3 protein-coding genes and 1 pseudogene are annotated in these 5,432 nt (G+C 71.6%); all 4 read left to right on the forward strand.

The annotated features are described in order from the left end of the window. Nucleotides 1-412: 412 nt before the first annotated feature. The 4 genes and pseudogenes from ETD85_RS59720 to ETD85_RS59730 all read left to right on the forward strand — a co-directional run bounded on the left by ETD85_RS59720 (nt 413) and on the right by ETD85_RS59730 (nt 5,080). A complete protein-coding gene (locus ETD85_RS59720; RefSeq protein WP_138698668.1) occupies nt 413-1,276 on the forward strand; it encodes a TetR/AcrR family transcriptional regulator in 864 nt (287 codons plus the stop codon). Continuing rightward, a pseudogene (locus ETD85_RS65300) lies at nt 1,273-2,179 on the forward strand (PEP/pyruvate-binding domain-containing protein); the annotation flags it as partial. The gene ETD85_RS59720 and the pseudogene ETD85_RS65300, both read left to right, overlap by 4 nt. A 1,425-nt stretch (nt 2,180-3,604) precedes the next feature. Next, nucleotides 3,605-3,856 (forward strand): PEP-utilizing enzyme, encoded by a 252-nt coding sequence (locus ETD85_RS66495; RefSeq protein ID WP_240780132.1) that lies wholly within the window; start codon nt 3,605-3,607, stop codon nt 3,854-3,856. Nucleotides 3,857-4,420: 564 nt separating this feature from the next. Beyond that, nucleotides 4,421-5,080 (forward strand): rhomboid family intramembrane serine protease, encoded by a 660-nt coding sequence (locus ETD85_RS59730; protein WP_138698669.1) that lies wholly within the window; start codon nt 4,421-4,423, stop codon nt 5,078-5,080. Nucleotides 5,081-5,432: the final 352 nt, after the last annotated feature.

Consider the following 5,432-nt stretch of genomic DNA (forward strand, 5'->3'; position numbering starts at 1 on the left):
GGGCTGGGGCGGCTGGCGCCGTCACCACCACGGCTTCGGCCGGGTCCGGATCGTCGTCGTCAACAGGAACCACAACATCAATGGCCACCGCCAGCACCACGGCAACAACCGCGGGTGGTAAGGCCCAGGCCACAGCCTGAGCCTGTGGCGCGTCTCCCGCGCCGCACAGGAGTCCGCTCAGTGCGATGAACTCCGGCCATAAGCCCGAGTGCCCGTATTCACAGGGATTGGGCGTCCGCCACCCGGCGCGACGCCCACCCCACCGAATACGGGCACTCGACTGTTTCCAGGGGCCGCCTGTTCACCGGGCCGCCTGTTTTGCCGGGCCGCCGGGCTCCTCGTTGACAGCTCCCTAAGGGGAGGCCTAGCGTCAGATTTGACAACTTCTCAATCTTTGTCAAAGTGACAAGCGATGACCGTCAACGAGCAAGACCGCGAGCAGGCGATCCTCGACGCCGCCGCCGATCTGTTGTGCAGGTTCGGCTACAACAAGCTGACGATGGGCGACGTCGCCGACGCCGTGGACCTCCACCGCGGCCTGGTCTACCTGCGCTTCAAGTCCAAGGACGAGCTGGTGGCGGCGGTGCTGGCCCGCGAGCTGCGCCGCTACGCCGACGGGTGGCGCGAGCACCTGGAGTCGGATCCGCGTGGCGGGAGCGTGGCGAGCGTCTACCGGGCGATGATGAACGCCCTGAAGACCTTGCCGCTGGCTGCGGCGATCGTCGCCAGGGACGAGGCGCTCTTCGGGAAATACCTGCGCAAGCCCGGCGGCCTCTTCGACCCGCGGCGGCGGCATTCGTCGAGCACCCAGGAGTTCCTGCGGGTGATGCAGGGGGTCGGCGCGATCGAGCCCGACGTCGACACGCGGGCGATGGCCGTCATCTTCGACGCCCTCACCCCCGCCGTCCGGCGCGCCTACCCAGGAGACCGGGCCGCCGCGCCCGGCGATGACGGGCCGCCCTCGTCCGACGACCTGCTGGAGGCGATGGCGCGGATGTTCGAGCGCGCCCTGCCCCCGGTCGACGACGCCGCACGGGCGGCAGGCAAAGCGATCCTGCTCAGCGGCCTCGACCAGGCCGTCACCGAGTCCGGCACCGAGCTCGGCGACCCGACCGGGGCCGAACCCGACGATCAGGCCGGGGCCGAGTCCGACGACTCACCCGGCAACCCGGCCGGAACCGACTCCGGCACTGAGCTCGGCGACCAGGCCGGAACGGGATCCGGCGCCGGGCCGGGGCGCCGCGAACCGGTCCAGCGAGAAGGAGACAGGCCGTGACCGACCAGGACGACGACGACCCCCTTGTCCTGCCCCTCGACGACATCCGCGGCGCGACGCTGGAGCGGGCGGGAGGCAAGGGCGCCTCGCTGGCCCGGCTGGCCGCCGCCGGGCTGCCGGTCCCCCCGGGCTTCCACCTGACGACGGCCGCCTACCACCGCTTCGTCGCCGCGCACGGGCTGCGGGAGAGCGTCTTGCAAGCCGCATCGACGGCCGCGCCCGACCAGCCGGCCACCTGCGAGGCGGCGGCCCGGAAGATCGCCGATCTCATGGCGGGGCAGCCGATGCCCGAAGAGGTGGCCCAGGCCATCAGCTCCGCCTACGCGCTGATGGGCGAGGACGTGGCGGTCGCCGTACGTTCCTCCGCCACCGCCGAGGACCTGCCGGAGATGTCGTTCGCCGGGCAGCAGGAGACGTACCTCAACATCCGCGGCGAGGCCGCGGTGCTGGAGGCGGTGAAACGCTGCTGGGCCTCGCTCTGGACGGCGCGGGCCATCGGCTATCGCGCCCGCCACGGGATCGACCCGGCCGGCGTCAGCCTGGCGGTCGTGGTGCAGGAGCTGGTGCCGGCGGACGCGGCGGGCGTCATGTTCACGGCCGACCCCCTGACCGGCGACCGAAATCGTGATCAACGCGGCGTGGGGGCTGGGCGAGGCGATCGTCAGCGGCCTGGTCACGCCTGACACGCTCGTCGTCGCCAAGGGCGACGGACGGATCATCCGGCAGGAGGTCAGCGGCAAGCAGCTCATGACCGTCCGCACGCCCACCGGCACCCGCGAGGAGCCCGTCCCCGCCGACCGGCGCGACCGGGCGGTGCTCGGCCCCGAGCAGGCCGCCGCCCTGGCCCGTGCCGCCGCCAGGATCGAGGATCTGTACGGGCGGCCGATGGACATCGAATGGGCGATGCGCGACGACCGCCTGTTCATCGTCCAGGCCCGGCCGATCACCGCCCTGCCGGACGCCGCCCCCGTGACGTGGGAGCTGCCCGACCCCAAGGGCAGATACGTGCGGGCCAGCGTCACCGAGCTGCTGCCGGATCCGCTGTCCCCGCTGTTCGAGACGCTGGGCGTCCCCGCCTGGGAGAAAGTCACGGTGGAGTCGTACAAGAGCGTCCGGCTGGCGTACTTCGACGACCCGCTGGCCGTCATCAACGGCTACCTCTACTACAACGTCCGCTACACGCCCGGCCTGCTGGCGCGGATGGCCATGGCGCAGCCGCGCTTCCTCACGGTCACCCTGCCGGGGCGCCTGCGGACCGCGCCGGAGCGCTGGCGGGAGGCCCACGCCCGGTACACGGCGCTCGCCGAGCGCCTCCAGGCGATCGACATGCCGGCCACCGAGTTGCTGGCGAACGTACAGGAGCTCGTCGAGGAGGCCGCCCGCTACTACCTGACCATCCAGAGCGGCGTCCTGCCCGCGGCCTACCTCAGCGAGGCCCTGTTCACCTCCGTGTACAAGCTCGTCAGGCGCCACGGCGATCCGCCGGCGCTGACGTTCCTGCTGGGCTTCGACAGCAAGCCGGTACGCGCCGAGCAGGCGCTCCACGACCTGGCCCGCTGGGCCCGCGAGCAGCCTGAGCCGGACGGGTCGGGCGGCCGTGCACCGGACGGGTCGGGCGGCCGTGCCCCTGCCGAGGAGGAGCTCCAGCGGCGCCTGGCCGCGCACCTGTCCGTCTACGGCGACACGGTCTACGACCTCGACTTCGCCAAGCCGCTGCCCGCCGAGGACCCGGCGCCGATCCTGCGGACCCTCGAGTACTTCCGTACCGGCCAGGCGCCCGATCCGCACGCCCGCCGGCAGGCGGCGGCGCGGAAGCGCGAGGAAGCGGTGGCCGCGTTACGCGCCCGCCGGGCGGGGCCCGTACGAGCGCTGGCGCTGCGACTGCTGCGGTGGGCACAGACGGTGGCCCCGCTGCGCGAGGACGCGCTCGCCGACGTCGGCCTGGGCTGGCCGACGGTACGCCGCCTGCTGCGCGAGCTCGGCCGCCGGCTCACCGACGCCGGCGCGATCGCGGACCGGGACGAGGTGTTCTGGCTGCGGCTCGACGAGCTCCAGAGCGCGGTACGGGCGCTCGACGACGGCCGTGCCCCGGCGCCCGCGCACGCCGCCGTGGCCGAGCGGCGGGCCGCCTGGCAGGCGCGGCGCAGGGTCCCGCCGCCGCATCTGCTCCCCGTCGGCAAGACGAGGATCGCCGGGATCGACGTCTCCAGGCTGCTGCCCGCGCAGCAGGTACCGGAGCCCGGAGCCGCCATCAAGGGCGTGCCGGGCAGCCCGGGCCGCGTCACCGCACCGGCCCGGATCATCCACGGCCCCGAGGAGTTCGGCCGGATGCGCCAGGGGGACGTGCTCGTCGCCAAGATCACGACTCCGGCCTGGACGCCGCTGTTCGCCCTGGCCTCGGCGATCGTCACCGACGTCGGGGGGCCGCTCAGCCACAGCTCGATCGTGGCCCGCGAATATCACATCCCCGCGGTCCTCGGCACCGGCGTGGCCACCGAGCACCTGGTCGACGGACGGCAGATCACCGTCGACGGGGACGCGGGAACGGTGACACCGGCCGAGGAAGAGCCCGGGAGATGACCGCCTCATCTGCCCCGGCGGCTCCTTCGTCACGCTCACCCACCGCACGGGCCCCGGCGCCGACCGGCCGGCCGAGCACGGGGTGAGCGCGTTCGTTCTCAGGTACCGGCTCCTGCCGTCGCCCGTCCGCGACGAGGGCCTCACGGGCAGCTCGGCAGGCGGTCTGCTCACGATCGCCGCCGCGCGACCGGCTACGACGGCGCCACCGGCCGTCCCGGCCACGCCGCGGCGATTTACGGGCCTGTCTGGCGGGCGTACTACGAGGCGCCGCCCGACGCGCCGCCGCTGTCCCTGACCTTCGCCACCGACGACGAGGGAGATGGCGGGATCGAGGGCAACCCCAGGCTGTACGAGAGTTGGCGGGCCGCCGGGCGGCCGGTGGAGATGCACGCCCATGCCCAGGGCGGCCACGGGTCGCGCTGGAGCCACGCGGGCTGCCGTGCGACACCTGGCCGGCGCGATATCTCGACCATCTGGAGTCCCCGGCCGCCACCCATTCGTGATCTTGCGTCCTGATACTGGTGCCGCCGCAAAGGCGTGTGGGCCGGGTCAGGAGGAGCCGGAATGGAGGCCAAGGGTCAGACAGCCGAAGTCATGATCGCCGAAGCTCGCAAGGCGTTCTGGGTGATGGTCGGGTTCCTGGCCGTCATCTGGCTCCTGCAGATCGCCAACTGGGCCTCCGGTTACGCGCTGAGCTACGAGTACGGCGATCGGCCATGGGATCCGGCGAGCTTGCCCAACATAGTGTCTTCGCCATTCCTGCATTGGAGCTGGGCGCACATCGAGGCCAATTCGGGGCCGCTGTTCATCTTCGGGTTCCTGTCGGCTTATCGGGGGGTCAGGAAGTTTCTCGGGGTGACGGGGCTCATCGTCCTGGTCAGCGGCCTCGGCGCCTGGTTCACCGCCGCCCCCGGAAGCGTCGGCGCGGGCGCGAGCGGCGTCGTCTTCGGCTATTTCGGCTACGTGCTCGTACGCGGCGCATTCGACCGGCATCTGATCGACATCGTGGTCGGCGTCGTCATGGCCTTGTGCTTCGCCTACCAGTTCACCGGGTTGCTGCCCCAGGAAGGAATCGGCTGGCAGGCCCATTTGTTCGGCTTTCTCGCCGGCGTGCTGGGCGGCTGGATTTTCCGTGACCGCCGCAGTCCAGGAACGGGTCCGACCGCCCCGCCGCAAAGCCCAAGGGACGCGCTGCTGAAAGAACTGGACGATCTCGGCCTCTGAAACAGCCTGTTCGCCATATAAATCCGTGACAATGCCCGCCGAACTAAATTAGCGCGGACGCGCAAGAGTGCCCGTATTCGGCGGGGTGGGCGTCGCGCCGGGTGGCGGACGCCCAATCCCTGTGAATACGGGCACTCGGGCTTATGGCCGGAGTTCATCGCACTGAGCGGACTCCTGTGCGGCGCGGGAGACGCGCCACAGGCTCAGGCTTTCGCCTGGGCCTTACCACCTGCCGCGGTTGTTCCCATTGTTGTGGTGGTGGTGGTCGCCATTGAAGTTGTGGTTCCTGTTGACGACGACGATCCGGACCCGGCCGAAGCCGTGGTGGTGACGGCGCCAGCCGCCCCAGCCC

Origin of the sequence: Nonomuraea zeae (assembly GCF_005889725.1) — a bacterium.
In the GTDB taxonomy this organism is placed as follows: Bacteria; Actinomycetota; Actinomycetes; order Streptosporangiales; family Streptosporangiaceae; genus Nonomuraea; species Nonomuraea zeae.

What these genes read in the sequence shown, in the direction of transcription:
- ETD85_RS66495 (WP_240780132.1), top strand. Translation starts at nt 3,605, where the DNA reads ATGCGCCAGGGGGACGTGCTCGTCGCCAAGATCACGACTCCGGCCTGG.
- ETD85_RS59720 (WP_138698668.1), top strand. Translation starts at nt 413, where the DNA reads ATGACCGTCAACGAGCAAGACCGCGAGCAGGCGATCCTCGACGCCGCC.
- ETD85_RS59730 (WP_138698669.1), top strand. Translation starts at nt 4,421, where the DNA reads ATGGAGGCCAAGGGTCAGACAGCCGAAGTCATGATCGCCGAAGCTCGC.